Below are 26,997 nucleotides of genomic sequence, written 5' to 3' on the forward strand. Positions count from 1 at the left end.
AGTAAGGAAGATTTTTCGAAAGTCGCTTCTCAGACTTTTGTAAAAATTTGACTTAGTGCCGAGAAGCAGCTGAGTGAACACCGTTTGCTAGAGGTCATGAAAAATCTGTTCAGACTCAAGTACAAAAGAAAAAAGGAAGCTCAGCATTTGGCTGAGCTTCCTTTTTTCTATGATAGTTATTCAATCGTCAAAATAATTTTCCCGATATTTTTGTCTGCTTCCATATATTGTTGTGCTTGATGCACGTTTTCTAGCGGGAACGTCCGGTCGATGATTGGACGGATTTTCCCTTCTTCAAAAGCAGAAGCGGCTTTCTGATAAAATTCTTGGGTCAATTCCGCTTTGTATTCATCACTTCTAGGAGTCAGCAATGTGCCTGTAAGCTGCACACGTTTATTCATCAACGCACCAATATCTGCATTTTTCACTACTGAACCGCCTAAAGTTCCAATTAATACCCAACGTCCGTCTATTGCGATCGAAGCCAAATTCTTTTCCCAATACGAAGCACCAATAAAATCCAAAATAACATCTACACCACGATTACTTGTTATTTTTGCGATTTCTTTGTCAAATTCTTGCGACTTATAATTGATTGTTTCGTCTGCACCCAGTTGGCGGCAAAATTCCAATTTTTTTTCAGATCCTGCTGTAACGATAACTTGTGCTTCTGAAAGCTGTTTTGCTAACTGGATTGCAGCCGTTCCTACTCCGCTTGCCCCAGCATGGATCAATACTGTATCGTTCTTTTTCAGTTTTCCTAACCAATAAAGCGTCTGATAAGCCGTCAAAAATACTTCAGAAATCCCTGCTGCTTCAGTATAATCCAAGTTATCAGGTACAATCATTGCCCGATCAGCAGGTAGAAGTGCATATTCTGCATACCCGCCTAGATTAACTAAACCGAAAACGCGAGTTCCTTCTGAAAAACGTGTGTCATTACTGTTATTTTTGACCACTTCTCCTGACACTTCGACACCTAATACTGGATAAGGTGGTTTGAGAGACGCATTTTCCCGCCACAGAATATCTGTGCGATTGACCGATGCAGCGTGTACTTTTACTAATAATTGTCCAGGAAGGGGTTCTGGCATAGGGCGATCTACGACCCTCAACATATCCGCTGATCCTGGACGTTCAACCGTTACAGCTCTCATTTTGCAGCCTCCTCGATGTGTGATAAAGCTTCTTTCACTTGGTTTTCTCCGTTAGATAGGACAAGTGTTGTACGTGAGATTTTTGGAAAATCGATTATTTCAGCTAAGACTTCTGCTACTGAACTTCTGCTGATTGTTTTTCCAGCTGTTTTTCCGGGCTCTGTAAGCTGGATCATTTCTTCTGCCTCATTTGTTAAAGCTACAGGCTGGATGATCACATAATCCAGATTGGTTTGGTTTTTCAGCCATTCATCCGCATAATGCTTTGTAATATAATAATCTGTCATTGATTCTGGCCATTTTTCTCGTTCTTCAGCCCAGACAGCACTGATCATGATGTATCGAGTGACAGACGCTTTTTCTGCAGCAATCATCGTTTTGATGGCGCCATCTAAATCTACTTGTAAAAGATTCTTGCCTTGTGAACCCGCCGTAAATAACAGTACATCGATTCCTTCAAATGCATCTGCCATTTGTTCAACAGACCAACTCAAGTCAAATGACTTATATTGGACATTTTCTGCCTTCACTAAAGATTGTGAAGCAACATCTCGTACGCCAGCTGCAACAGTATGTTCTGTATTTGCTAGTTTTTCGATGAGATGACGGCCGATTTGTCCGTTTGCTCCGATTACAAAAATATTCATGTTCATCACCCTTTCACGTTTATAGTACCACGAAGCAGAAAAAAAGGTTAAGAAAGAGCTATGCAGCTCTTTCTTAACCTTCTAATAAATAGAAATGATTTTAAATCTGTTTATTCAACGAAATCATTTCAAGCATTCCTTGCGCAACTTCGCTTCCTTTGTTCCCCGCTTTTGTTCCAGCTCGCTCAATGGCTTGTTCAATCGTTTCAGTAGTCAAAACACCAAATAACACAGGTATATCTGAATCTAATCCAATGTGAGCGACTCCTTTTGCTACTTCGTTTGTCACTAATTCATAATGTGTCGTCGCACCTCTGATAACTGCACCTAATGTCAAGATTCCATCATATGCTTGTTTCTTTACTAATTTTTTTGTGATAAATGGGATCTCAAATGCACCCGGCACCCAGTAGATATCGATATTTTCTTCTTTTACACCATGACGCAGTAAGTTGTCGACGGCTCCGCTCAATAATTTTGAAGTGATAAATTCGTTAAATCGTGCAATCACGATGCCTACTTTGATATCTTCTCCATGAAACTTGCCTTCAAATGTTGTCATTATTTTCTCCTTTTTTATCCAATCGATAACAGGTGATTGAATTTTTCTTTTTTTGTTTTCAAATATTTTTGATTTTCTGATACTGGTTCGATTTCGACAGCGATACGTTCTGCCACATTTATTCCGAAAGAGTTCAATTTTTCGATTTTATCTGGATTGTTTGTTATAAGTTTGACTGTTTTGATACCAAAAGAATCCAGCATACTTGCTGCGAAATGGTAATCTCTTTCATCTGGTCCAAATCCAAGTTCGACATTTGCTTCGAAAGTATCGCGCCCATTTTCCTGCAGCTGATAGGCACGCAGTTTGTTTTTCAGGCCAATTCCTCGTCCTTCTTGCCGCAGATATAAAATCGCACCTTTTCCTTCTGCTTGGATCATCCGCATCGCTTCGTGCAATTGTTCGCCGCAATCACAGCGGTGAGAACCAAAAACATCACCCGTCAAACATTCTGAATGGAGACGAACAAGGACAGGCTCATCGGTTCCACGAATGTCTCCTTTTGAAAGCAGCAGATGTTCTTTTCCTTCTTCTTCAAATAATGTCAAATCAAAATCGCCATAACTTGTAGGCAATTTAACGGTCAAGAGTTCTTCACTTAAATAAGCAGCCAAATCCTCCACTGTAATCATCGGCATGGACCATTTTTCAGCTAATTTTTCTAATTCTGGACGTCTTGCCATTGTTCCGTCTTCATTTAAGATTTCACAAATATAGGCAGCTTCTGATTCGTTGGTCAATTTTGCTAAATCCAGCGCCGCTTCTGTGTGCCCTCTTCGTACTAGCACTCCACCGTCTTTACCAATCAATGGGAAAATATGTCCCGGACGATGAAAAGCTGCTTGTTCCGTTTCTTCTGCTAAAGCTTGGATCGTGCGAGCACGTTCATGCGCAGAAATGCCTGTTGTCGTGTCTTTGTGGTCCACGCTGATTGTGAATGCCGTGCCGAAACTATCTGTATTTTTTTCGACCATTTCAGCTAACTTTAAACGCTTGGCGATCCGCTGAGAGATAGGTGCACAAATCAGCCCTCTTGCCTGTTTTGTCATAAAGTTGACCGACTCTGCAGTTACTAGATCGGCAATCCCTACTAGATCACCTTCCGCTTCTCGATCTTCATCATCTGCAACAATGATCAATTCGCCTTTTCTTAACCGAGCAATCGCTGCTTGGATTTTTTCTCTTTCCATAAAAAAGCTCCTTTCGGCTTACTTGCCGATTTGTTTTGTTTGGTATTTCAAATATTTTCCAATCATGTCTGTCTCGATATTTACATAATCTCCTTGGTTCAATTTTCCTAGATTCGTCTGGTCTTTTGAATGCGGGATCAGACTGATGGAAAAATTGCGGCTGGAGACATCGGTCACTGTCAAACTGACACCATTGATTGCAACAGAACCTTGCGGAATAATTTCTCCATGTAAAAAAGGGGATAGTTCAAAAGTCAAAATCAATGCGTTTTCTTTCGTTCTCTTTTGTAAAAGTCGAGAAGTCACATCGACATGGCCAGCAACTAAATGCCCTTCTAAACGTCCGTTATACATAAGTGCGCGTTCCAGATTCACTTCATCATTGATCTTCAAACGTGAAAATGTCGTTCGCTGAAAAGTCTCCGGCATGATGTCCACTGTAAACTGCTGATTGTCGATTGTAACAGCTGTCAAACAAACGCCATTGATTGCCATACTATCACCAATTCGATAACCGTTTAACAACTGATTCGAGGCTTGGCAAGTCAGTTTGATCGTCTGTCCAGAACGATGCATTCTAGTGATTTTTCCTTTTTCTTGGATAAGGCCAGTAAACATGTCAAGCTTTCCTCCCAGCAATTCGTATATCGTTTCCTACTGCTTCAACTTGGATTTCCGTTAACAGTATTGTTTTTTTGGTGATGCGCAAACTGGAAAAACTAGGCGTATTATTTCCGCCTAATAATTTCGGCGCAATATAAGTAATCAGCTGATCCCAGCATTCGCTTGCTAAAAAGGCATCGTGGATAGTCGCTCCGCCTTCCACGTAAATAGATTGGACGCCTCGTTTTGCTAGTTCTTCAATCACAGATTTGATTGTGACAGTCGATTGAAAAATAACTTCACTATTTGCAGATAAATTTTCTTTAACGTTTTTTTCGGTAAAAATCAATACTGGACCTGTTTCATCTTGAAAGATCTTCAAATCTTTGCGTTCAAAAAGACGGCCTCTTCGATCCAATACCACACGATACGACGGAAATTCCAAATTTCCCGCCGGAAGCAGTAACGGATCATCAATCAAAACCGTTTCACTTCCTACCAAAATCGCTTGATAATTTCCTCGTTCTTCTCGGACTTTTTTATTCGCTTCTTGTCCTGTCAAAGAGGTGCGCTGCTGCTTTAACGCAACTTTCCCATCCAAAGAAACTGCTTGCTTCAATGTGATGAAGGGGCGCTTATTCTCAAAATAAAAGTTGTAAAAAGGATTCAACTGTCGTACTTCTTCCTCCAACATTCCTGTGGTGACCTCAATGCCATGCTGTTCTAGAAGCGCTTTGCCTTTCCCAGAAACAATGGGATTCGGATCAAGCTGTCCTATAACGACTCTTTTGATCCCACTTTCAATGATTGCATTGACACAAGGCGGCTGTTTGCCAAAATGGCTGCAAGGTTCCAGTGTGACATAAATGGTTGAATTAGATAGTTTTTCGGGAGTTTTACATGATTTAATCGCATTTTTCTCTGCGTGTGCTTCGCCATATCTCAAATGAGCACCAGTTGCGATGATTTTTTCTTGATGAACGATCACTGCGCCTACTAAAGGATTGGTGAATGTACGTCCTTTCCCTTTTTGCGCTTCTTGGATCGCTGCTCTCATAAATAGTTCATGCAAAAAAATTCCTCCTTTCCAAACAAAAAAGCCCCGTGGATTCTATCCACGAGGCAAAAAATAGGCAAACTCAAAGAAGCCATGACAAAAAAAGCATACACTTTCCCTATCATTTTTCGATAAGTTTTTCTTCTCCCATCCAGACTTTAACTGTCGGTTCTAGATTCACACTAGATCAACCGCAAATATTGCGGGTCACGGACTTCAAGTTTCCTTGTCACCGTCGGTCGGGAATTACACCCTGCCCCGAAGAAACATATTTAATTCATTTTTGATTATAGAGAACTTTCAGATTTTCGTCAACGATGTATTAACGATATCCTTGATTGAGTGGTTCAATTGTTATTTTCAAGGTACTCAATGGCAAATCTCCCATACCTTCAACGCATCTTTCATGCCTTTTACATTGTGCACACGGACAATGTTTACTCCTTTTTCCAAAACACAAAGAGAGGCTGAGATTGTTCCGTAATCTCGATTAGCCGGTTCATTTTCACCAGTTAAATGGCCAATCACTCTTTTACGAGAAACGCCATATAAACTAGCTATTCCTGGTATGATGAAGGCTTTGGGGTTTCGGATCATTTCGATATTTTCTTCAGTGGTTTTACCGAAGCCAACACCTGGATCGAAACAGATTTTTTCTCGAGCCAATCCTAATTTTTCACATTCTTCAAGTTTTTCCTCATAAAATCGTTGGATGTCTTGCGCTGCTGTCCATTCTCTTTTTCTTTTTCTCGAATGCATGATGATTACTGGTGGTTGATAGTGATGGACGAGCTCTTTCATACCAAGTGTATCTAAGCCTCTGACATCATTGATGATGGATGCCCCAACTTCAAGCGCTGCTGCGGCTACTTTAGGAAAATACGTATCGACAGAAATCGGAATAGTCGAAAAACGGCGGATTTCTTTGATCACCGGAATCACTCGCGCAATCTCTTCTTCTGCCGAAACCTCTACATAACCCGGACGCGTAGACTGCCCGCCAATATCTAAAATATCAGCTTCTTCTTGGATCAGCAAGCGCCCACGCTCAACGGCTTGGGCAGGATCAACATAACGTCCGCCATCAGAAAATGAATCAGGTGTTACATTCAAGATCCCCATGACCTGCTTCTTTTCCAACATCGTATCAAACATGTTCAAGCCTCCTCAATAATTTACGAAATGCCCGAATTCTTGGACTAAAATGATTCCGTTCTTCTAAAGTCATTTCTCCTAAAGTCCTATTTTTTTCAGGAATCCAAATAATCGAATCAAAACCATAACCATTTGTGCCTGTTTGTTCTAAAGCAATCTCTCCCACAAGCTTTTCGATGATTTGGATAGGTTCTTTCCCCGGTCTATAGTATGCAAGGGCGGCCTGCAATACACAAGAACGTTCTTCTTTTCCTTTAAGCAGCTTCAAGATATATTCATTCTTTTCAGTATCTGTTTTGTAAGATGAAAGTTCTCTTGCCGTATAAAGTCCTAAATGATTGGGAAAAGCGGCAAGTTCCAATCCGCCGTCATCGCCCATTACTGGACGATGCAGAAACTTGCCAACTGTTTCTGCTTTGATTAAGGCATTTTCAAGATAAGATTCTCCAGTTTCTGCCGCTTCTGTTTTTTCTCCGTAGCTAAGATAAGAAACGATTTCAACAGAAGAAGCGGCTTTTTGCAGTTCTTGGATCTTTCCTTGGTTGTTGCTGGCTGCGATGATTTCTCTCATCGCAGCGCCTCTAGGAATTCTTGTCTCAGGAGGGGATCATTTTTGAAATATCCTTCATAATGGAACGTTTTTGTCGTACTTCCGGATGCTTTGATTCCTCTCATTGCCATACAAAGATGCTCTGCTTCGATAGAAACCGCAATCCCTGCAGGACGCACTTCTTCTTTCAGCAATTCAGCAATCTGGATCGTCATATTCTCTTGGACATTCGGGCGTTTGGCACAAAAATCGACCATTCGCGCAAGCTTGCTTAGACCGCTCACTTTTTTGCCTGCTGGGATATAAGCAATATGGACTTTCCCAAAAAATGGTAATAGATGATGTTCACACATAGAATAAAAACCAATATCTTTCACGATAACCATGTCTTCTTCGTTTAAACTAGAAAATACTTTGTTCTCTTCGAATTTGTTTTTTGTTACTGAAGAAAAAATTTCTTCATACATATTGGCTACTCGCGCAGGTGTCTCAATCAATCCTTCACGATGAATATCTTCACCCACTGCTTCCAAAATATCCCGAACGGCGTTTTCGATTTTTTCTTTTTGATAACGTTCCATTTTTTTCTACCAACTTTCTTCACAATCGATAATATCCTCAACATTCTGCGTCTCTTTTATCCATTTTTCAAATGATTGCCCAAATAATTCATCCGTTGGGTAAACGTCTCTTAATGGAACGAGTACGAATGAACGCTTTGTTAATTCTTTGTGTGGAATCGTCAAAACAGGTGTATCCATACTGATTTCGTCCATCAACAAAATATCGATGTCAAGGGTTCTGGGACCCCAGCGAATCGTACGTTCTCTTTTCAGCTGCTTTTCGATTGCATTGACCTTTTTTAGTAAGTCTAATGGCTCCAAGCTTGTCTCGATTTCGATCACTGCATTCAAATAATTTCCTTGCGGCACCTCTCCATAAGGTTTTGTTTCATATAGTTTAGATTTTTTCAGTACACGGATGCCTTCTTGCTGATCTAATAAAAACATTGCTTGGGCAAGGTGTTCTTTTCTATCCCCAAGATTGCTTCCCAATCCTAAATATGCTTTCATTTTTCTAAACTTCTTTCTACTTCGATCTCTATATTGTCAAAAATCCCTGAAATCGGCACATGGTATTTTCTAACGCGAAGCAGAATATGTGTCAGTTTTTCTTGATATTTTTCGCAAATCTCTTCCAAAAGCCTTTGAGCAAGTGTTTCCATCAATTTGAATGAATGGTTTTCAACATAGTTTTTGATCAATGTGTAAACTTCTGCGTAATTGATTGTTTTTTCTAAGTCATCATCTGCACTTGGTGCATCAAAAGGTGTTTCCAGTTGAATATCTATTTCAATGTTTTGTCCCAAAACTTGTTCTTCTTCTAGTACGCCATTGAATGTGTAGAATCGCATGTTGTTTATTCTGATTTTTCCCAATCCATTTCCCTCATCTCGTTGTTTTTTTAAAGTAAGATTTTGCTGCAAAATTTTCTATAAAATCTATTGTAGGATAAGATGGACGAAAAAGATAGCGTAAAAGCACGAGGATCGTTCGTCTTTAGACTCTTTTTTCATTGGAAAAACGTTTTATAAGCAACAAAAAGCCCCGCCAGCTGTTTTTTCCTGGCGAGGTTCGTTTTAAACGTTATTCTTTTTCTTCTCCGATGATACGGACTTCTGTTTCTAATACCACATCGAATTTTTTCTTGATTTCTTCTTGGATATGCGCAATCAGATCCACGTAATCTGTCGCTGTTGCGTGATCGATATTCACGATAAATCCTGCGTGTTTCTCTGAGATTTGTACACCGCCCCAGCGCATTCCTTGAAGACCTGCTTGTTGGATCAATTGTCCAGTATAGTGGCCTTGCGGACGTTTGAAGACACTGCCGCATGAAGGATATTCTAAAGGTTGTTTTGATTCGCGCAATTCTGTCAGTTCGTCCATTCTTGCTTTGATCAGATCATATTCCCCTTGCACCAATTGGAATCTGGCAGCCAAAACGATTGCGTCTTCGTCTTGGATTTGACTATGGCGATACGCAAACCCCATTTCTTCTTGCGTCATCGTCCGGATCGTTCCATCAGCAAATAAAATATCTGCTTCAGCAAAAACATCCTTGATTTCTCCGCCGTAAGCACCTGCATTCATATAGACTGCTCCGCCGACACTTCCGGGGATCCCGCAGGCAAACTCAAAGCCTGTCAATGATTCTGCTAATGCTGCGTAAGTTGTATCGATCAATTTAGCTCCGGCTTCTGCTGTGACGATTGTTCCGTCTACACGAATCTCATTCATTTCTGTCAACATGATGACTAGACCGCGGATACCGCCGTCACGAACAATTAAATTGCTGGCGTTGCCCAAAACAAGCCAAGAGATTTCTTTGTCTCGTGCATAATCGACTAATTTTTTTACTTCTTCCCGATTTTTAGGAAATGCTAATACGTCTGCAGGACCGCCTGTTTTCGTAAATGTGTAATTCATCAACGGTTCATCTATCAGCAAAGTGATTTCTGGTAAGCTTTGTACGATTTCTTTTTTATTCACTGAGGATTTTCCTTTCTTTATCAAACGTCTCCATTATTCTATCATGCTCGCCTCCAACTGGCTAGAGGGGCAGAAGAAACGGTTTTTTTACCTAAAAAAGAAAATCAAAACTGATGACGTTCATATTCTCGGAGCATCTGCTCACAGATTTTATGGCTGAGATAAATATTTTTCTGGCGTAAAGCTTCCAAATCTTGTTTTCCTTGGATTTGTTCAAAAAATGCTTCGACCATTGGCTCAAAGCCTCGTTTTACTAGTGTCGTTTCCCAATCGCCAAATTCAATAACATTTGTTCCTTCTGGATTTTTTTGTTCCAAATGAACAAGATTTTCCAGTCGGTACGTCCCTTGTTTGGCTGTTACTTGATAATTTTCAGTATTCGCTCCGCTGTTCAGATCCATTGTGACGATTGCGGCATGATCTTTTGTTTCTAAATGTAAAAAGGCCCACTCTAGATAGCCGTCTTTTTCGCGAATGCGGCTTTTGATATGAATGATTGGATCATCCAATAAGTAAACAGCTGTATCAACCAAATGTAAAAACAGATCATAAATAACAAACTCTGTGGTCTCTTTAGCAGCTATACGGTTTTTTTCTAATGTAAATACCCGTTTGTCAGGTAAAGATTTCAGCGATTCGACCATTGGTGCAAACCGGCGATTGAAACCAACCATCAATAAAACATTTTTTTCTTCAGCTAACGCTTGAAGCTCTTCGATTTCTTGAAGATTGACACTTAAAGGCTTGTCAATAAAGACATGAATGCCTTGTTCCAAACATTTCTTAGCTAACGTATAATGAGCAGATGTCGCGGCATGGATCATACACGCTTCGATTTTTTGCTCCAGCAGCTCATCGATCGTATGATACAAATGGGTAAATCCATAACGCGCACTGATTCTCTGTAATGTCTCTTCATTTCGTGTTGCAAAATAAAAATCAAGTGTTCCTTGATGTGCCGCATAGGTTGGTAAATAAGCCTTTTCCGCAATATTTCCGATTCCAATAACACCAATTTTCATCTATTTTCCCTCCACTTGTTTTGCCTACTTCCATCTTACACTATTTTTCGTTAGAATGAAGAGAAAGAAACCGAATGAAAACGATGGAGTGTGATTTTTTTGAAACTCATTTCTTGGAATGTTAACGGCTTGCGAGCCATTGTGAAAAAGAACTTTTTAGATGTATTCAATGAATTTGAAGCAGATTTTTTCTGTCTGCAAGAAACTAAACTGCAAGAAGGCCAAATCGAGCTGGATTTTCCAGGTTACCATCAATATTGGAATTATGCTGAGAAAAAAGGCTATTCTGGTACAGCCATTTTTGCAAAAGAACCTGCTCAAAACGTTATTTATGGAATGGGCATCAAGGAATTTGATCAAGAGGGACGTTTGATCACTCTTGAATATCCTGGATTTTACGTTGTTACTTGTTATACACCAAATACCCAAAGCGAACTGCAGCGTTTGAGTTACCGGATGCTTTGGGAAGATGCATTTAGAGAATTTTTGCTTAAGTTGGACGAACAAAAACCTGTGATTATTTGCGGCGATTTGAACGTGGCTCATCAAAATATTGATTTGAAAAACTGGAAAACAAACCAGAAAAGTGCTGGGTTTACGCCAGAAGAACGCGAAAAATTCACTACTTTGCTGGAAAGCGGCTTTACGGATACCTTCCGTCATTTTTATCCAGATAAAGAAGGCGTTTATTCTTGGTGGAGTTATCGCTTCAATGCACGTAAAAATAACGCTGGTTGGCGAATCGATTACTTTTTGACGTCAAAACGTTTAACAAATCAGCTGATCAGTGCTAAAATCCATACAGATATTTTTGGAAGCGACCATTGTCCAGTCGAATTAGAGATCAATTGTTAAGCCGCTGTTGAATTTTTTTCTAAAACGTTTATGTTTGTTTTTAAAAGGAGGACTTTTTTGTTATGAATTTTGTAGCGATGGACTTCGAGACCGCGAATCATCAAGCGCATAGTGCCTGTTCCCTTGCCTTAGTAATGGTACAAAATAGTAAGATCGTGGGCGAGTTCTATACGCTGATCCAACCGGAAACTCCTTTTTTCTGGCGAAATATCCAGATTCATGGGATCCATCCCGAAGATGTCAAAAATGCACCAAAATTTCCAGAAGTCTGGAAAGAGATCCAAAAATATTTCCAAAAAAATCGGCTGATCGTTGCTCACAACGCGCCTTTTGATACAAAAGTACTTGCTGGATGTCTCGATTATTATCATTTGGAACAACCAAATTATCTTTCACTTTGTACCGTGAGAAGCAGCCGGCGACTTTTCCCTGAATTTCCAAATCATCGTTTGAATACGGTTTGCGATAATTTATCGATCAATTTGAAAAATCACCATGATGCGTTGGAAGACAGCCGTGCCTGTGCGGAGATCTTGCTGTACCAAGAAAAGCATTTTGGAACGGAACCGTTGAAGAAGTTAGTCACTTTAAAGTAGAGGTTGTGAGCAAAGCGTTTTGACTTGAGCAATAAGACTCTTTGGTGAGAGAAAATGGTTTCTTGCATTTTTTCTCATCAAAGCTTATTGCCGAAAGTCAGCTTTGTGAACACCGTTTATGTAGAGGTCGTGAAAGAACCGCTTAGCTCCGAGCAATAATGAAAAAATCCGTGAAACAGCTTTTCATGTTTTGCGGATTTTTTCATTATTGCCGAAGGAGTTGGTTCTTGAACACCGTTTATAGAGGTTGTGAGCAACATGTTCTGCTTCAAGAATTAAGGACAAAAAAGGAAAAACAGCTTCTCACGTTTTTGGCTTTTTTGAACTTAATTCCGAAGAAGCAATGTTGCGAACACCGTTTATGTAGTGGTCGTAAACTCAGCACTCTGCTTTGAGCAGCAAGGATGCTTTTTCGAAGTCGCTTCTCAGACTTTTGCAAAAATTTGACTTGATGCTCAGCTCAATGCTCTTCTTCTCACTTTAACTAAAAAAGCGCAAAGCAGCTTTCTGCTTTGCGCTTTTTTAGATTTTAAATCTGTTTGTTAACTTCTTTCTTAATTGATCAAATAACGCATCAAATAAACATCCAGAAATTCACCCGCATCGCTTCGTGCTCCCCGCGGCATACGCGCTTCAACCTCAAAGCCCATTTTTTCATAAATGTGCACCGCACGCTCATTTCTTGCTTGGACAGTTAATTCTAGTCGATAGATTGTCTGGCTTTCTTTTGCCCATTCAATCAATTCTTCCATCAATAACGTACCGATGCCCATTCCCCAATACTCTTTCAAGATACTGATGCCGATTTCGCCGATATGCGACACCCGATAATGGCTATCTGCTTTAATTGAAGCTGTCCCAATGATTTGTTCATCTGCCAAAGCAAGGAGCAATACGTTATTTTCACTTTCATATAAAGCATCTAACTGATGAGCCAACAATTCTGGTGTAAGACTCATTCCATTTTCATCCATGACCAAAAATTCTGTCTCGCTGCCGATTTTTTTCGTGACCTCCAGCAGCTGTTCGGCATCTGACGGAACAGCTTCACGGAAAGTTATTGTCAATTCTGTCATCTTACTTGCCCCATTTTTCTAGAATACGTGATTCAAATTTTTGACTTTCAGGACCATATGCGCGGAAATTCACATAGCGTTTATCCAAATCTGTATCACTTTTTTCTAAAATCAGTTCCAAGTAATCTTCCGGTAGTGCTTCCCCCAATAGATTCCCCCACTCGATAACAGATAGTCCATCTCCTTCGAAATATTCATCCAGACCAAGATCGGCTCCGCTTTCTGCTACACGATAAATATCCATATGGTACAACGGAATGCGGCTTTCTGAATATTCACGGATAATCGTATAGGTTGGGCTTTTGATCATTTGGTCGATTCCTAACCCTTTCGCGATGCCCTTTGTTAAAGTAGTCTTGCCTGCTCCTAAATCTCCTGTCAATACTAGGTTATCGCCAGGTTCTGCAACTTCACCGATTACTTCTGCTAATTTTTCTGTCTCCGTCACATCTTTCAATTCGATCATCTTTTCGCCTTCTTCACATTCTTTTTTGTCAGTATATCGCGGATCATTCTTTTTGAAAAGAAAAAAAGAGAACAGCCTCTGCTGCTGCAAGCATCGTTTCCATGACGAACGGGAAACTTTACAACGTATAAAAAATCCGTAAAACATAAAAAGCTGTTTTACGGATTACTTTATTATTGCTAATCAAAATAAGTTTCGCGACTTTTTTTATAAAAAAATTTTAATACTCAAAGCAAAGCCCTGAATTCACGACCTCTACACAACGGTGCTCGCAACCTCTTAATAAACGGTATTCGCGAGCTAGCTCCTTCGGCAATAAGCTTTTTTACTGGAAAATATGAAAATCTATTTCCCAGTAAAAAAGAGTCTTATTGCTTGGAGCTGAGCAGCTCGCTCACAACCTCTTAATCGATCAATGTTTGCGCTGCTGTAATAATCGATAATTTATACACATCTTCTTCGTTTGCTCCGCGTGACAAATCGGATACTGGTTTATTTAGTCCTTGCAAGATTGGTCCGATTGCTTCAAAGTTTCCGAATCGTTGCGCAATCTTGTAACCGATGTTTCCTGATTGTAATTCTGGGAAAACAAAGACTGTTGCTTGTCCTGCTACATCAGAATTTGGTGCTTTCAATTGTGCGACAGCTGGCACATACGAAGCATCGAATTGCAATTCGCCATCGATTTGGTATTGCGGCGCCATTGCTTTTGCCAAGCGTGTTGCTTCCACTACTTTTTCAACTTCTGGTGCTTTCGCAGATCCTTTTGTTGAGAAGCTCATTAAGGCAACTTTTGGCTCGATATCGAATAATTCAGCTGTTTTTGCAGAGTCGACTGCGATTTCAGCTAATTCTTGTGCTGTTGGATTTACGTTGATGGCACAGTCAGAGAAGATGTATTTTTCTTGATCTCTTCCACGAACCATGATCATTGCACCACTTGTACGGCTGACACCTGGTTTTGTTTTGATGATTTGTAATGCTGGACGAACAGTATCGCCTGTTGAATGAATAGCTCCTGATACCATACCATCAGCAACACCCATGTATGTCAGCATTGTTCCAAAGTAATTGACATCTTTCAAGATTGATTCTGCTTGTTCTTTGGATGCCTTTCCATTTCTGCGTTCGACAAAAGCTTCGACCATTTCATCCCAGCGGTCATAGTTATCTGGATCAATGATTGTAAAGCTAGATGTTTTGATTCCTCTTGCATTTGCAGCTGCTTTGATGTCTTCTTCACTACCAATCAGGATCGGTTCTACCAATTCTTCTGATTTCAGACGTGCTGCTGCTCCTAAAATACGTGCATCTGTTGCTTCTGGAAACACGACTTTGATGCCGCGGCGTACGATTTTGAATCTTAAACTATCAAATAATTCCACGAGCTAACCCTCCGATATTTTTATATTAATTATGATACACCATTATCGAAAAAAAGAACAGTTTATTTTATCTGTATTAGTTCTAAATCTTATACAAATAACGTTTTTCACAAATAAAACAAACTGCACTACAACAGGAAAGCGCTGTTTTATTACACTGTTTCAGGTAATTGCCAATCGATTGGTTTTTCTCCTAGTGCAATCAATGCGTCATTGGTTCTTGAAAAAGGTTTCGACCCAAAAAAGCCGCGGCGTGCCGACAACGGGCTTGGGTGTGGTGAAGTAATGATAACGTGTTTGCTTTTATCGATCATCTTGCTTTTTTCTTGTGCTGGTTTCCCCCATAAAATAAAGACGATTGGTTTTTCTCGTTCATTCAATTTTCGAATGATTGCATCTGTCAGCTGTTCCCAACCTTGCCCTCGATGTGAATAAGCCTGTCCTTCCCTTACTGTCAAAACGGTATTCAAGAGCAGTACACCTTGTTTTGCCCAAGAAACCAAATAACCATGCTTGACCGGATGGATGCCAAGATCACTTTCAAGTTCTTTGTAAATGTTCACTAAAGAAGGCGGCACCTTCACGCCTGGCTGGACAGAAAAAGATAATCCATGTGCTTGATTTGGACCATGATATGGGTCTTGTCCTAAAATAACAACTTCTACATCTTCATAAGGTGTGAGCTGCAGCGCTTCAAAAACATGATACATGTCTGGGTGTATTTTTTGCGTCGCATACTCTTCCTTCAAAAAGTTTCTTAATTTTTTATAATAGTCTTTCTGGAATTCAGAAGACAATACCTCTTGCCAACTGTTTTGGATAATTGTTTTCAAATTCTCCACCTCCTACCCACCAGAATAACGCACAAAAGCTTTTGCTACAAGTCTGTATCTTCTCATACAACCTTCTTTGGAATATGTTAAACTATAATCAGAACCAGAAAGGAACGATTAGAATCATGATTAAATTAATTGCATCAGATATGGATGGAACACTTTTAGACGCACATATGGGTATTTCAGAAGAAAATGCTGAAGCTATTCGTTTTGCCATGAGCCGCGGCGTTGAATTCATGGTGGCTACTGGAAGGAATTATCAGGAAGCACGTTCTGCATTAGATGAAGCGGAGATCGACTGCGCAATGATCACATTGAACGGCGCACAAGTTTATGATAAAAAAGGTAATTCTTTATTTACTGTAGCGATTCCTAGTCAGCAAGCAGAAATGATTCTTGATATTTTAGATGAGCACCAAATCTATTATGAAGTAGCAACAAATAAAGGGCTTTATTCAGAAAGCCAAAGCAAGCGGATCGAAAGTTTTGCTTCAATGGTCGCAAGCCACCTTCCCCATTTGACTTATAAAATGGCGATTGCCATGGCTTCTGCAAATCTAGAATTGCTTCATATCAATTATGTTGAAAGTATTCGCGACCTTATTTATGAAGAACCAATCGAAGTATTGAAAATCATCTGCTTCCATACTGAAGGGCCAAAGATCTTAGGACCTGTTGGAAAACAAATTGATGAATTAGGTGATTTGGCTGTCACTTCTTCTGGACAAAACAATATCGAAATCAACCATCGAAATGCGCAAAAAGGAATTGCAGTTGCACATGTTGCAAATGATCGAGGCATCACATTAGATGAAGTAATGACAATCGGTGATAATTTCAATGATGTCAGCATGCTCCAATTAGCCGGTGTAAGTTTTGCTATGGGGAATGCAGAAATCGATGTCAAAGAATATGCTAAATATATCACTGATACTAATTTAGAATCTGGCGTTGGAAAAGCGATTTTGCGCGCAATCGCTGAAGAACTGTAAGTTTTACCTAGAAAAGAGGGGAACCGTTATGTCGGAATTTTTCATTCAGGAAAAACAGCTGAGCCAAGTGACTCGGACAGTGGTCAAAAACCAAGCAGGAAAATCGCTGTTTTTGATGGTGGGTCGTTGGGGAACAAAGGGAGATGCACTTTCTCTTTACGCGATGAATGGTGATTTGGTTGCCTCTATCAAACAGGTCAGCTTGACGTTCGGCACCCGTTTTGAATTATACAAAGGTTTTGAAAAAGTTGGCACGATGCAGAAGATTTTCAATTGGCCTGGTGATTTTTATTATGTTCGTCATCTTCACTGGAGCGTCCAAGGGGATATCTACAACCACCGCTATAAGATCCAGCATTTCAATCAGCCAATCATGACGATGGATAAAGCAACTCTTTTCTTTGGCGACTATTATGTTCTTGATGTTTCTGATGATGAAGATGCACCTATCTGTATCTGTATCGCTGCCGTTTTAGACTATTGGCTTTATCATAAAACGAAGAACAGAAACAAGGAAACAGGAAAACGTGCGGTAGGTTTTACCGCTGAATAGCAATCCGCGGCAACCATTTCATTAGATAAAAACAAAAATTCCGCAAAACAGAAACACGTTTTGCGGAATTTTTGTTTTGGCATTGAATGTTTTTTGTAACTTGTGTTCAAGAACCAACTCTTTCGGTATTAACTCAAAAAAAAGCAAAATATGAGAAGCTGTTTCACGTTTTTTCTATTATTGCTCGTAGCTAAGCGGTGCTTTCACGACCACTACATAAACGGTGCTCAAACGATTGCTTCTGCGGAAATAAGTCCCAAAAAACAAAAATGTGAGAAGCCATTTCTGTTTTTTTGTTCTTATTTCTTGAAGCAGAACATCGTTTTCACAACCTCTACTTAAACGGTGTTCGCAAGCTAGCTCCTTCGTCGATAAGCTTTTTTTCTGGAAAATAGGAAAAGCTATTTCCCAGCAAAAAAGAGTCTTATCGCTTGGAGCTGGGCAGCTTGCTCACAACCTCTTTTGCATATGGTCATACAGATGGCCGCTGATCATTCGCTGGCCAACTACTTCAAAACCATTTCGCAAATACAATTTTTTCGCTTGCGGATTGCCTTCATCGACACTCAATCCGATGGTCGATTTCTTTTCACGAAGAGCAAGCTTCGGTAATGCTTCCAGCAAATGTGTACCGATTCCTTGTCCTCGGAATTTTTCTGATACTGAGATCGAATCCAAGTACCATTCGTCAGGAAAAGTTTCTTTATCCACAAATAACTGCGTGGAGCTATCAATACCATAACGATCTAGAATCTCAATCAACGGCTCATCAATAAATGGCTCTTCTTCTGCAGCATAACCAAATGCAGCTCCAGCGATCTCCCCATCGATTTCCTCGACGATACCGCGTGAATAACTATAACGATAAGCAGGATCTTTGATTGCTTCTTCTAAGATCTGCAGTGTTTTCTCTTCTCCATGTTCCTTTAAAAAAGGTAATTCCATATCTTTTAAAATAACTAATATCAACGGCGCGATAGCTGGACCGTCTTCTTTTTTTGCAAATCGAATCATATAGCCGCCTCCTTAGTGTCAGTTTAACATAAGCAAACAGCATAGAAAACGGTTTATTTTCTATAAACCGTTTAGCTTGCTTTTCTTTTTTTGTGTAGTTTTACTTGGTTACAATTGAACGATGTTATCTTTTAATTGATCAATGCAGATAGTCTTCGATTTTTCGCGTAATAAAATAACCATTAGAAATTTTTCTACCCGCTACTTCTTTGCAGTAGGGACATTCGATTTCCATTTCTTGGCGTGAGTGTTCGACCACATTCTCTACTTCTTCATAATTAAAGGTTTTTCCGCAATTTGGACATTTCATTTTTTCCATCTTCTTCATCTCCCTTTACTTATTAGTTTACTCTTCTCCTGTCAAAATGAAAACTGACAAGCTATTGGATAATAAAAAAATCGGCTCTATTCATGCAGTTCTAGAGGCAAGCCATCTGGATCAAAGAAAAACGTCATTTTTTTACCAGTGTAATCATCATACCGGATTGGCTCCGTTTCGATACCTTTTTCATTTAATTCTTGGATGACTTCTTCGATATTGTCCACTTTGAATGCTAAATGACGTAACCCGCGAGCTTCGGGATAATTCGGTCTTTCCGGCGCATCAGCTATGCCAAAAATCTCTAATTCGCTTTCCCCTAATCTCAAATCCAGCTTATAGTCCTTTCTTTCTTCCCGATAATTCTCTCGGATTACTTCAAATCCTAACAAGTCTACATAAAAGGCACGCGATTTTTGATAATCCGAAACAATGATCGCGACATGATGGATCATGTTCAACTTCATTTTATCCCCTTCTTTCTCTTTCTTCCTATTTTAACCTAAAAGACAAAAACAGACAGATATTTTCTGCGTAATCGCCAAATCCATCTTACAGGAGCAATCTTTTCTTTTTAAGAAAAAAAGCGGATCTCAGCTAAACAGCTAAGATCCGCTCGGAGAATTTTGAAACTTTACAGAAAATATTCATAGAAATCATAACACACATTTTCTTAAAAAGTAAGTCTAGAATTTATTTTCTAAAGTAATACAATAAGTTGTGTTATAAAAATTCGCACACACTACATTTAGTGTCTAAAGGAGTATTCAACTTTCATGAAATCATATATCCATTTCTTGATGCACCAATTAAGAGGGTGGCCGCAACAAAATTATTATCTGTTTTTCTTTAGTTTAGGCTGCCAAGTCATGACTTTGGTTGATCAGCCCATCACTTGGCTTACAATTATTACTTTTATTGGTACCAATCTTGGCGTTTTGTGCATTCTTTCCATCAATGCTGCGAAATCTGTCAATGGCGTTCTTGGTATCCTTTCAGCGATTTGTTTTATCATCGTCGGCTATTCTGCTAAAAATTATTTGAGTATCGGCGAACAAATCGCTTATATGGTCACTCTTGACATCCCTGTTCTTTTAAGTAAAGAATGGAACCATAACATGGCTTCTAAGATCCGTCAATTCACTGGCAAGAGCTGGGTAATTGCTATTTTCAGTACAGTAATCGTTTATTTGGTATCAGGATTCTTGATTGGCCGCTACACAGATGATCCTCGCCCTTGGATTGATGCTATTGCTTTTTCTATCAGTCTTACAGCTGGTGTGATCAGTTTCTTGCGTTACAACAACCAATATTACTGGTGGGTAGCTTCTGGTCTTGCACAGATGGTCCTATGGTACGTTTCCTTTACTCACGGAGCAGCAAGTCTGGCTATGTTTATCAACAGTTCTGTTTACTTGATCAATGACGTTTTAGCCTTCACTGTTTCTCCTTGGTACAATAAAAAAACCCGAGAAAAAATGCAAGAAGCAGAAACCCAATATTTCCAGCATTCATAAAAAAAGAGTGCCTCAATTTTGACCAAGCCAAATAGAAACAGCTGACCTTTGAAGGGTCGGCTGTTTTTTGTTTTATTGCTGAAACATTTTTTCTGCTAAAAGTCCAGAACTACTTTTTCGAAAGTTTCCAAAAGTCGGTCATCCTTGGAACATTTCCCATGCTATCCTCTTTTTGTTGCACAAAGGAGGTGAAAAAAAGATTTTGGTTTTCTTGTACAAAAAATGAAAGCGTTATAAAAAGGAGCTTATTTATGAAAAAACTGTATTTATTGGTATTGCTTACTCTTTCCTTGACTCCGTATTTCGTCTTGCCCACTGCTGTTGTTGCCGAAGCTCATATTGTCCAGTCTGAATTAGCGGAAGAAACGAATTTACCACCTGTTGAATTAGAACCGGCGATTCCGCAAATGACAGCTATCCCCATCAACGCATTCAGTGGATTGTCTTTATCCGCTTTTGCTACAGCTGCCGGCGGAGGAACATTAAGCGCTGGGCTTTTGTCTGGTGCTGCAGCCTCCATTATCGGTCCTGCTATTTTAGGAATTGGTTTAGGCTATACCTTTTATCAATTGGGTCAAGCATTGGGCAGCACCACTGCTGATTTAGCCAAAACGAACCACAACCTTTCCCATTATTTTGATGCTTCTGCGGATGCTCAACAAGAATTAAATCAATTTATCAGGTCTGGGGTCGATTCAACAACGAATACGTATGATTTCTCTGAGTCTCTGCAATCTTATTATGCTCGAAGCAATCTAGGGCATACGATCATGCGGGAATTTCTGACCGGTACCAGTCATCATGGTTCTTATGATTTCGACAAAACAAATGCCCCAGGTTTGAGAAAATCACTTACTTACGGCATCCGCTGGAACATAGAACCCCAACATTCTGTGATTGTCAGAGATACCAGTATGAATGAAAGTCCTATCCACGAAAGTATGTTTTTTGTCTTAGATAGATTTTCGCTAAGAGAAACTTATCGGGGAAGTTCACAGACTTTGCTCATGGTTTCCGGAGAATTGTTCCATACTGATCCTTTTGTTATGGGCTATCTTCGTGAAATTGTTTTGGACATTCCCATGGATTATTTTTTAGAAAGACTAACTACGCCTGAAGAATTTTTAACGTTTATTCGCGAAAACACCCCTTATGAATTTGGTTCGATTTCTGTTCCTTCCCGAGAACGAGCGCGTGACACCGCGGTGAATATGGCACGAGCGTATACCGCACGACATCGCGAAGCTGCAGCCAATTTAACACAACTCATTGCATCGGAAGATCCTATGCAATTTGATCCTTCTGGTCTCGTGGCTAGACTGAACGGACGCCCTGTTACGGCAACAACTTCCGGGAATTTCATCTACGCAGATAACCGAACACCTGTCCCTGCTGATCTATGGCACTCAATCGAATTTATCTACGATGCAGAAGCCATTCCTTACGATGATGCAATAACAATTGACGGGAAACGTGGGGTGTTTGATCCAGCGACAGGACATATAATCGATGTCAACGGAAATATTTTAATGGCTTATACACTCGGTGCAGCATGGACAATAATAAATCATAACCTCTATACTAGTACAGTATCGAAGTGGGAAGAAGATGATTCAAAATGGTATACGCCGTTAGATTTCATTTATGATGAACTGTTTACGCGTGGGCATACGATTAGGGATCATGTTGGGAAAGATAAAAAATTTTTAGAAGCGCGTTTAGATGATAAAGATAAACCTGTAAAAGAAGCCACCACTTTTTATGAACCTATTACGCCGTTGATCATGATCAATGCCGCTATTTTCTCCGCTAAGCCTTATTTAAATGGAACTATCACTGGGATTCCTGGTGTAGATTCTATAACGAGCCCACTTGGTACATCCAAAGTAGGTAAAAACAATAAAATAGTCTTTACTTCCAAGGAAGGTCTATTATCTGGTATTCCAACAGGCTGGGGAATCGAGCGGGTAGATGGAGTCAATAAAATCCATTCAGAAATCCCAGATACACTAGTGACAATTCAGCGTAAAAGTAAACAAGTAAGAAAGAACCGTTACTATTTTATTCTAACTGCCTATCCAGAGATCAGAACAAATTCCGAACATTAAATCAAAAAAGGAATAGGAACTTTTCTTCCTATTCCTTTTTTGATTTTTATCAGCTTAATCGGTCGAAGACGCGCCGATCACGGTAAATCTTTTTCGGGCCGGATCGTACACAGTCCACATCGCTGCACCCCACCATTCTTTGCCATACCCAAAATAATCCGACCAATCGTTATCCCATTGGTAGATGACCAAGTTTTCTTTCTCTGGAAATAAATAATCATTCGTGCGGATGAAATCTTCACTCGTTCCGAAATAAGAACAAGGTGGATGTAAAAAAGCATCTGCGTAATTTTCTGTATCAATCATATGTGGGTTTTCATCTACATGAAAGAAGTGTTTTGAGGTAATTTCTTTTGCATTCATAAGTTCAAGATTAACAGCATAAGACTCTCCAAACGCTTTTTTAAACCTAGAGATGTCGTTTGGGCTATAAAAATAAATATCATTTGTATATCTAATTTCACGAGATGGACGCTTTTTAGCATACTTTTTTCTCTGGCTAATCGTGTATTCCTTCCCATACCTTTTTTCGTGTTCATCTGTAAAAATCGAATCTACTCTCCTGCAATATTGGATATTCAATACTTTTATCATTTCAATGGCGGCTTCTTGGTGGCTTTTTTCTCCCTGATAATCCGTTACTTCAAAAAATGCATAATCTAAGACCATTTTTCCGATGTTTATTCCTTGACTCGTAATTGTTCTCTCAAAATTCTCCGTTTCTTCTTCCAACCATTTCATGGTTTCAGCTCCCTATTCTTGATTTTTATCAGCTTAATCGGTAGCAGACGCGCCGATAACTGTAAATCTTTTTCGGGCCGGATCGTACACGGTCCACATCGCTGCACCCCACCATTCTTTGCCATACCCAAAATAATCCGACCAATCGTTATCCCATTGGTAGATGATCAAGTTTTCTTTCTCTGGAAACAAATAATTATTTGTGCGGATGAAGTCTTCACTCGTTCCTAAATAAGAATATGGCGGATGTAAAAAAGCATCCTCATAATTTTCTGTATCAATCATGTGCGGGTTTTCGTCTACATGAAAGAAGTGTTTTGAGGTAATTTCTTTTGCATTCATAAGTTCAAGATTGACTGTATAAGGCTCTCCAACAGTTTTTTTAAAACTAGAGATGGCATTTGGGCTATAAAAATAAATATCATTTGTATATCTAATTTCACGAGATGGACGTTTTTCAGCATACTTTTTCCTCTCGCTATTCGTGTATTCCTTCCCATGTCTTTTTTCTTGTTCTTCTGTGAAAATCGATCCTATTCTCCTGAAATATTGGATACTCAATACTTTGATCATTTCAATGGCGGCTTCTTGGTGGCTTTTTTCTCCTTGGTAATTCTCTTCTGAAAAAAAGGCATAATCTAAGACTACTCCAGAAATGTCTATCCCCATTTTCGTAATCGTTGTCTCAAAATTCTCTGTCTCTTCTTCCAACCATTTCATTATTTCAGCTCCTTATTCTCCTAACGGTCCAACAGAGATACTTATGGCCGTGAATTTACTGTTTTCAGGATCATACACCGTCCACATAGCAGCTGCCAGTCCATCTTTTCCCTTTGTAAAATAATTCGACCAATCGTTATTCCATTGATAAATAATCAAGTTTTCTTTCTTTGGAAAAAGATAATTGTTGATGTTCTCAAATTCTTCCATTGTTGGAGAATATGGAAAAAATAGGTCAAGAAAGACATCACTATACTTAGTGGTATCTACAGACTCAGATCCATTGCTTAATTCAAAAAAATCGTTTGGCAGGATTTTCTTGGCATACATCAATTCTGGATTGACAGCGTATGGTTGACCATGCGGCATCTCGAAAGCGTTTGAAAAATTAGGATTACGGAAATAGTGCGCATCTGTATACACGATTGCTTTGGGCGCTAGGAAGAGTTTGCCATTCAGTACCTCGATTGTTTTGATCGCAGCTTCTTGATGACTCTCTATTTCGCGATAATTTTCTTCGCTAAAAAGTGTATACTCCAGCTTGATTTTTCCATCCGTGGATTGCGGATCAACTTTTTTATCAATCATCGTTTTTCTAAATTTTTCTGTTTCAGCTTTCAACCATTTTATCGTTCCAGTTTCTTTATCTTGATTTTTATTGTTTCGGTCTAAAGTAGCGGCAATCACGGTAAATTGTTTTATTTCAGGATCGTACACCGTCCACAACACTGCGCCAAACCAATTAGCTCCAAGAATAGACGGAGTTGTATGACTTCTCTCCCATTGGTAAACGATCAAGTCTTTTTTATCAGAAAAAAGATGCTCGTTTGCTTGAATAAACATGTCCTTCGTAACTTGATCATAATAGGAAGGTGTTAAAGATAGCCCTTTGTAATAGGTTGTGCTTTCTTTCTCTTCTTGGGTTCCCAGTGCAATAAATTCTTCTAAAGTGATTCGCTTACCGCTCATAAGTTCAAGTTCAGTGTCATAACTTGCTTTCGATGAATTCCATGAGTCCACTAGTTCAATCATTTTTATAGTTGCTTCTTGATGGCTTTTTTTCTCTTGATAATTTTCTTCCGAAAAAAAGGCATGATTTAATACAACTTGATAGTCAGGATTATTATTATTTTCCTCGCCCGTCATGTACATAAAAGATTCCATTTCTTCAAATAGATGCATCTTTTTTCTAAAGTTCTCTGTCTCTTTTTCTAACCATTGCATCGTTCCAGTTTCTTGATCTTTATCATCCTCTTGAACTTGCTTTTCGTTGTTTCGGTCTAAAGTAGCGGCAGTCACTGTAATTTGTTTCATTTCAGGATCGTATACCGTCCACAACACTGCGCCCGACCAATTGGCGTCAAGAAGAGGCGTATTTGTATTATTTCTTTCCCATTGATAAACGATCAAGTTCTCTTTATCAGAAAAAAGATGATCATTTGCTTGAATAAACATTTTCTTCGTGACTGGGTCAAAATGGGAAGGGGTTAAGGTCATGCCTTCATCATACGCTGTGCTTTCCATCCCTTCTTGGGTTCCCAGCGCAAAAAATTCTTCTAAAGTGATTTTCTTGCCGGTCATAAATTCATGTTCAGAGTCATAAATTGTTTTCGACGCATTCCATGAATCAATTAATTCAATCATTTTTATTGCCGCTTCTTGATGACTTTTTTCCTCTTGATAATTCTCTTCTGAAAAAAAGGCATGATTTAGTACAACTTGGTAGTCAGGATTATTGTTATTTTCCTCGCTCATCATATACATAAAAGCTTCCATTTCTTCAAATACACGCATTGTTTTTTCAAACATTTTCGTTTCTTCTTCTAACCACTTCATGTTTTCAGCTCCTTAATCATTTTTTCTTTATTCTTCACAAGTATATAAGTCTACTGGTCTAGTTTTAGAACTCTTTTTTCCTGAAATAAAAAAATTGGGTTTCTTAAAAAGAACACAAAAAAGACTGCAACTTTTCAGTTAAACAGTCTTTCCTATTTTCATATGCAATGTTTGTTTTGGTCGTAATTTTTCAAATAAACAGTTCTTTGACCAATTTCTGTACTTCTTTTTCTTCATTTTTCAGCATATCCGCAAATGTTTGATAATAAGATAATGCTTTTTTCTGTGTGTCAGTAAAACGATACCCTTTTGCTTGCCATTCTTTTTGGATATTTACTGCGTCGTCTTGGCGAAGCGCCTTTTTGATTTGTTGCCAGCTTTCTTCTGGAAGCGGCAGCGGTTCTTGCTTTTCTTTTCGCAGTACTTTCAAGAAACCATTTCGGAACACACGCGGAATCGAGTAGAAAAAGCCTTCTGTAAAACCGTAACGGCAATATTTTTCCCAGACGATAAAATAGATTTTAGGGTTGATGAACCGTTGCTGCTCCGAAAAAACTTGGATTCGCTGGTGATTTTCTTCGTTTTCAACTCTTTTTGTTTTCCGCAAAATCTGGACGAACTCCTCAAAAAAGGAAGCAGGCAGTTCTGCTGGTTTTTTCTCGGTCAGCAAACCTGACCAATCTTTTCGTAAAAATAATTGATAATTCGTTAAAAATTCTTCAACATCTCTGGTAAGCTCTTCAGAGAAATCCTCAAAAAGTTCTTTTTTTCCATAGCGTTTTTTCGGTGATGCTTCAAATTGAGCCTGCATCGTTGTTATTTCTCGTTCAAGCTTTTGGTAATCTTCAATATAGATAGGCATGTTTGCTTTTTGAAAATCAGCGATTCTGCTTGCTAAAGCTGCGTCCGGAAAATATGGTTGCTTCAAGCGTTGGTTTTGGTAAAGCGCAAATTGATATTCTTGCCACAACTCATGCGGAAAATCGATATTTTGCTGTTTGAGCCATAAAAGCTCATCCATCGCTAAGTCGACTTTGGTCATTCCTTGGTTGATCGAAGAAGCGATTGCTGGTGTCACGTGGAGATGTTCAGCAAAATGATTGATGCCCAATTTGAGAACTTTTCCTGTTTTAGGCGACTTTACGATATATTGTACTTTTAATTCTCTGCCGCATTCACAAAAGAGTTTCTTTTGTCTCCGATCACTGCGGTAAAAGGGATTGATCTGAAAATCAGCAAATACCCAATCAGTCGCTGCTAAATAGTTTTCTTCGATAAAACGTGACTTGATCAGGTAACGGCGATGCTTGTCCACTAGTTCCCGCTGCGTTTTCGTTAATCGTTCATAGATTTCCCAGCGCTGGCTGCTGGTATATTGTTTTGATATTTTGATTGGGTAGTTTTTCTTCCTGATAATGGCTGGAAACCATTCCTGAAGTACAGTTTCCCATTCTTCCATGTCTGCCATCCTTTCGAACAATATGGTCA

At 39.3% G+C, this 26,997-nt stretch carries 30 protein-coding genes and 1 riboswitch; of the genes, 6 read left to right on the top strand and 24 right to left on the bottom strand.

The annotated features are described in order from the left end of the window. Window positions 1-176 precede the first annotated feature (176 nt). From IGI64_RS09300 to IGI64_RS09360, 13 genes are all read right to left on the bottom strand, one after another. Complete coding sequence (locus tag IGI64_RS09300; protein ID WP_429940259.1) at window positions 177-1,157, bottom strand: NAD(P)H-quinone oxidoreductase; 981 nt, start codon at window positions 1,155-1,157, stop codon at window positions 177-179. Next, window positions 1,154-1,804: an SDR family oxidoreductase gene (locus IGI64_RS09305; RefSeq protein ID WP_429940260.1), complete on the bottom strand. Its 651-nt coding sequence runs from the start codon at window positions 1,802-1,804 to the stop codon at window positions 1,154-1,156. The genes IGI64_RS09300 and IGI64_RS09305 overlap by 4 nt, the downstream gene beginning before the upstream one ends. Before the next feature lie 100 nt (window positions 1,805-1,904). After that, window positions 1,905-2,366 (bottom strand): 6,7-dimethyl-8-ribityllumazine synthase, encoded by a 462-nt coding sequence (gene ribH, locus IGI64_RS09310; protein WP_016623342.1) that lies wholly within the window; start codon window positions 2,364-2,366, stop codon window positions 1,905-1,907. A gap of 14 nt (window positions 2,367-2,380) precedes the next feature. Continuing rightward, window positions 2,381-3,556, bottom strand: coding sequence for a GTP cyclohydrolase II (ribA, locus tag IGI64_RS09315; RefSeq protein WP_429940261.1), 1,176 nt, complete (start codon window positions 3,554-3,556; stop codon window positions 2,381-2,383). Between the two features lie 18 nt (window positions 3,557-3,574). Further along, a complete protein-coding gene (locus tag IGI64_RS09320; protein ID WP_429940262.1) occupies window positions 3,575-4,174 on the bottom strand; it encodes a riboflavin synthase in 600 nt (199 codons plus the stop codon). 1 nt (window position 4,175) lies between these two features. Next, window positions 4,176-5,231, bottom strand: a complete 1,056-nt coding sequence (gene ribD / locus IGI64_RS09325) for a bifunctional diaminohydroxyphosphoribosylaminopyrimidine deaminase/5-amino-6-(5-phosphoribosylamino)uracil reductase RibD (RefSeq protein WP_429940263.1) — start codon at window positions 5,229-5,231, stop codon at window positions 4,176-4,178. Window positions 5,232-5,351: 120 nt separating this feature from the next. Continuing rightward, window positions 5,352-5,486, bottom strand: a riboswitch (FMN riboswitch). A gap of 99 nt (window positions 5,487-5,585) precedes the next feature. Beyond that, the gene (folP, locus tag IGI64_RS09330) at window positions 5,586-6,371 is read right to left on the bottom strand and encodes a dihydropteroate synthase (RefSeq protein WP_429940264.1); all 786 of its coding nucleotides are present in this window, start codon (window positions 6,369-6,371) and stop codon (window positions 5,586-5,588) included. After that, a complete protein-coding gene (locus tag IGI64_RS09335) occupies window positions 6,364-6,942 on the bottom strand; it encodes a non-canonical purine NTP pyrophosphatase (protein WP_429940265.1) in 579 nt (192 codons plus the stop codon). The genes folP and IGI64_RS09335 overlap by 8 nt, the downstream gene beginning before the upstream one ends. Further along, the gene (folE, locus tag IGI64_RS09340) at window positions 6,939-7,502 is read right to left on the bottom strand and encodes a GTP cyclohydrolase I FolE (RefSeq protein WP_429940266.1); all 564 of its coding nucleotides are present in this window, start codon (window positions 7,500-7,502) and stop codon (window positions 6,939-6,941) included. The genes IGI64_RS09335 and folE overlap by 4 nt, the downstream gene beginning before the upstream one ends. A 6-nt stretch (window positions 7,503-7,508) precedes the next feature. After that, complete coding sequence (gene folK, locus IGI64_RS09345) at window positions 7,509-7,994, bottom strand: 2-amino-4-hydroxy-6-hydroxymethyldihydropteridine diphosphokinase (protein ID WP_429940267.1); 486 nt, start codon at window positions 7,992-7,994, stop codon at window positions 7,509-7,511. After that, window positions 7,991-8,359: a dihydroneopterin aldolase gene (gene folB / locus IGI64_RS09350; RefSeq protein ID WP_429940268.1), complete on the bottom strand. Its 369-nt coding sequence runs from the start codon at window positions 8,357-8,359 to the stop codon at window positions 7,991-7,993. The genes folK and folB overlap by 4 nt, the downstream gene beginning before the upstream one ends. Window positions 8,360-8,567: 208 nt before the next feature. Continuing rightward, window positions 8,568-9,473 (bottom strand): UDP-N-acetylmuramate dehydrogenase, encoded by a 906-nt coding sequence (murB, locus tag IGI64_RS09355; protein ID WP_429940269.1) that lies wholly within the window; start codon window positions 9,471-9,473, stop codon window positions 8,568-8,570. A gap of 104 nt (window positions 9,474-9,577) precedes the next feature. Further along, window positions 9,578-10,495, bottom strand: coding sequence for a Gfo/Idh/MocA family protein (locus IGI64_RS09360; RefSeq protein ID WP_429940270.1), 918 nt, complete (start codon window positions 10,493-10,495; stop codon window positions 9,578-9,580). 99 nt (window positions 10,496-10,594) lie between these two features. Between IGI64_RS09360 and IGI64_RS09365 the strand changes: the two genes are divergently transcribed. After that, window positions 10,595-11,350, top strand: a complete 756-nt coding sequence (locus tag IGI64_RS09365) for an exodeoxyribonuclease III (RefSeq protein ID WP_429940271.1) — start codon at window positions 10,595-10,597, stop codon at window positions 11,348-11,350. 62 nt (window positions 11,351-11,412) lie between these two features. Then, a complete protein-coding gene (locus tag IGI64_RS09370; protein ID WP_016623329.1) occupies window positions 11,413-11,946 on the top strand; it encodes a 3'-5' exonuclease in 534 nt (177 codons plus the stop codon). A gap of 554 nt (window positions 11,947-12,500) precedes the next feature. On the opposite strand, the gene IGI64_RS09375 is transcribed toward IGI64_RS09370, so the two are convergent. From IGI64_RS09375 to IGI64_RS09390, 4 genes are all read right to left on the bottom strand, one after another. After that, on the bottom strand, window positions 12,501-13,022 hold the full coding sequence (locus tag IGI64_RS09375; protein ID WP_429940272.1) for an N-acetyltransferase family protein: 522 nt from the start codon (window positions 13,020-13,022) through the stop codon (window positions 12,501-12,503). 1 nt (window position 13,023) lies between these two features. Then, complete coding sequence (gene tsaE, locus IGI64_RS09380) at window positions 13,024-13,488, bottom strand: tRNA (adenosine(37)-N6)-threonylcarbamoyltransferase complex ATPase subunit type 1 TsaE (protein WP_429940273.1); 465 nt, start codon at window positions 13,486-13,488, stop codon at window positions 13,024-13,026. Between the two features lie 404 nt (window positions 13,489-13,892). Then, window positions 13,893-14,873: a phosphate acetyltransferase gene (pta, locus tag IGI64_RS09385; protein ID WP_016623326.1), complete on the bottom strand. Its 981-nt coding sequence runs from the start codon at window positions 14,871-14,873 to the stop codon at window positions 13,893-13,895. Between the two features lie 152 nt (window positions 14,874-15,025). Next, entirely contained in the window at window positions 15,026-15,706 is a 681-nt protein-coding gene (locus IGI64_RS09390) for a uracil-DNA glycosylase (RefSeq protein ID WP_429940768.1), read from the bottom strand. A 125-nt stretch (window positions 15,707-15,831) separates the two neighbouring features. On the opposite strand from IGI64_RS09390, the gene IGI64_RS09395 reads away from it, so the two are divergent. Both IGI64_RS09395 and IGI64_RS09400 read left to right on the top strand, forming a co-directional pair. Beyond that, window positions 15,832-16,701, top strand: a complete 870-nt coding sequence (locus tag IGI64_RS09395) for a Cof-type HAD-IIB family hydrolase (protein ID WP_034861407.1) — start codon at window positions 15,832-15,834, stop codon at window positions 16,699-16,701. 28 nt (window positions 16,702-16,729) lie between these two features. Next, window positions 16,730-17,254 (top strand): LURP-one-related/scramblase family protein, encoded by a 525-nt coding sequence (locus IGI64_RS09400; protein WP_016623323.1) that lies wholly within the window; start codon window positions 16,730-16,732, stop codon window positions 17,252-17,254. 450 nt (window positions 17,255-17,704) lie between these two features. Here the strand turns inward: IGI64_RS09400 and IGI64_RS09405 are convergent, their stop codons facing one another. From IGI64_RS09405 to gloA2, 3 genes are all read right to left on the bottom strand, one after another. Beyond that, window positions 17,705-18,268, bottom strand: coding sequence for a GNAT family N-acetyltransferase (locus tag IGI64_RS09405; RefSeq protein WP_016623321.1), 564 nt, complete (start codon window positions 18,266-18,268; stop codon window positions 17,705-17,707). 139 nt (window positions 18,269-18,407) lie between these two features. Beyond that, entirely contained in the window at window positions 18,408-18,587 is a 180-nt protein-coding gene (locus IGI64_RS09410) for a hypothetical protein (RefSeq protein ID WP_034861405.1), read from the bottom strand. A gap of 86 nt (window positions 18,588-18,673) precedes the next feature. After that, on the bottom strand, window positions 18,674-19,054 hold the full coding sequence (gene gloA2, locus IGI64_RS09415; RefSeq protein ID WP_429940274.1) for an SMU1112c/YaeR family gloxylase I-like metalloprotein: 381 nt from the start codon (window positions 19,052-19,054) through the stop codon (window positions 18,674-18,676). 309 nt (window positions 19,055-19,363) lie between these two features. Here gloA2 and pnuC point away from each other — a divergent pair, with 309 nt between their 5' ends. Next, window positions 19,364-20,104, top strand: coding sequence for a nicotinamide riboside transporter PnuC (gene pnuC, locus IGI64_RS09420; RefSeq protein WP_034861402.1), 741 nt, complete (start codon window positions 19,364-19,366; stop codon window positions 20,102-20,104). Window positions 20,105-20,355: 251 nt separating this feature from the next. Next, window positions 20,356-22,212, top strand: a complete 1,857-nt coding sequence (locus IGI64_RS09425; protein ID WP_429940275.1) for an RNase A-like domain-containing protein — start codon at window positions 20,356-20,358, stop codon at window positions 22,210-22,212. 54 nt (window positions 22,213-22,266) lie between these two features. Here the strand turns inward: IGI64_RS09425 and IGI64_RS09430 are convergent, their stop codons facing one another. The 4 genes from IGI64_RS09430 to IGI64_RS09445 all read right to left on the bottom strand — a co-directional run bounded on the left by IGI64_RS09430 (window position 22,267) and on the right by IGI64_RS09445 (window position 26,968). Continuing rightward, window positions 22,267-22,953, bottom strand: a complete 687-nt coding sequence (locus tag IGI64_RS09430) for a hypothetical protein (RefSeq protein ID WP_429940276.1) — start codon at window positions 22,951-22,953, stop codon at window positions 22,267-22,269. Window positions 22,954-22,986: 33 nt separating this feature from the next. Continuing rightward, on the bottom strand, window positions 22,987-23,673 hold the full coding sequence (locus tag IGI64_RS09435) for a hypothetical protein (RefSeq protein ID WP_429940277.1): 687 nt from the start codon (window positions 23,671-23,673) through the stop codon (window positions 22,987-22,989). Window positions 23,674-23,685: 12 nt separating this feature from the next. Then, window positions 23,686-25,509 carry a hypothetical protein gene (locus IGI64_RS09440; protein ID WP_429940278.1) on the bottom strand — a complete coding sequence of 608 codons (1,824 nt, stop codon included), beginning with the start codon at window positions 25,507-25,509 and terminating at the stop codon, window positions 23,686-23,688. A 190-nt stretch (window positions 25,510-25,699) separates the two neighbouring features. Further along, a complete protein-coding gene (locus tag IGI64_RS09445; protein ID WP_429940279.1) occupies window positions 25,700-26,968 on the bottom strand; it encodes a hypothetical protein in 1,269 nt (422 codons plus the stop codon). Window positions 26,969-26,997 lie beyond the last annotated feature (29 nt).

The organism is Enterococcus sp. DIV0210g, from assembly GCF_050559705.1.
Taxonomy (GTDB): domain Bacteria; phylum Bacillota; class Bacilli; order Lactobacillales; family Enterococcaceae; genus Enterococcus_B; species Enterococcus_B faecalis_A.